At 36.3% G+C, this 1,106-nt stretch carries 1 protein-coding gene; it reads right to left on the reverse strand.

Going from position 1 to position 1,106, the window contains the following annotated elements:
- Positions 1 to 53: 53 nt before the first annotated feature.
- The gene (locus DD829_RS23325; protein WP_108410939.1) at positions 54 to 899 is read right to left on the reverse strand and encodes a DUF5777 family beta-barrel protein; all 846 of its coding nucleotides are present in this window, start codon (positions 897 to 899) and stop codon (positions 54 to 56) included.
- Between the last annotated feature and the right edge of the window lie 207 nt (positions 900 to 1,106).

Raw genomic sequence — 1,106 nt, forward strand, 5'->3', positions numbered from 1 at the left:
CAAGCCGTTAATACCACTGCTGATGAAATGATGTACATAAACTTTTTCATACTTTAAAATACTCTGTAAAGATTAAACCCAAAGAAAATCTGCCCTTTCTCCCATTTTCCGGCTGCATTGGTTAAATAACCGATGTCCGAATTCAGCTGGGAATTGGTGAACAAAAGCTGGAACACATGTCCCCCGGTTTCTATATCCATTCCTAAAGAAAGCGGATTTTTATAGAAACTGTGATTGTCGAAATTCACAAAATATTCTGCATTAATAGAAACTCTTTTGGAGATTTTATAACGTCCTCCCAAACCTGCAAGAAACTGATTTTTATCTTCAATAGTAGGTTCGTAGAGATTTTTGTGAACGTAAGATGGCGTTAGCTGAAGAGAAAATTTATCGCTGAATCTTCTGGAAATTAAAGCCTGCGTAAGATAAGAAAGTCTGTCCCCAAACTGAAGATGCGGATAATTATCTTTGCTGAGATCTGTATTTACCGCCAGAACATTGTAGCCTACAACGTCTATAGGAAAGTTTTCGCTCTGTTTTACGAGCTTATATTTTACTCCGCCTTCGAAAGTTTTAAGGTTGGTTTCTCTGGAAAGGCTTACTGAGATCCCGTCTGTAATGCCATAAATGACGCCGAGTTTTGTGGAAGCATCATCCAGCCCGAAGAAGTTTTTAAATCCTTTGCTTACATCACCGAAGCGGTGCGCCACAACAATATACCATTCATTCTTTGCGGGAAGTTTGGTAGATTGCCCGGTTACAATTTGCAAAGCTTTAAAAGCGGGTTGGGAAACATCGGTGTTTTTCGTCTGAACGGTATCAATATCTTTCAGCAGATCTTCCTGTGCAAAGGAAAAAACTGAAGCAAACATTGACAAAAATAAGAGAGTTTTTGTCATACACATTTATTTAAATTAGTACAACAAACTTATCGACTTATCGACTTACAATTGTGTGATAAAAGTCACCGACTGAATTGTTTTTATCAATGAAAATGTTAAAATAATTTTGAATATCCGTTTTCTAACCTAAAGCTGTGATATTAGCAATAATCAGCCTTTCAAATAACTTTTCTCCAAAATATCTTCGATTTAACTTGTAAATAA

The organism is Chryseobacterium sp. HMWF035 (assembly GCF_003094695.1).
Lineage (GTDB): Bacteria > Bacteroidota > Bacteroidia > Flavobacteriales > Weeksellaceae > Chryseobacterium > Chryseobacterium gambrini.

Bases quoted from the DNA above. Each gene is read 5' to 3' on its own strand.
- DD829_RS23325 (WP_108410939.1), bottom strand. From the start codon at position 899: ATGACAAAAACTCTCTTATTTTTGTCAATGTTTGCTTCAGTTTTTTCC.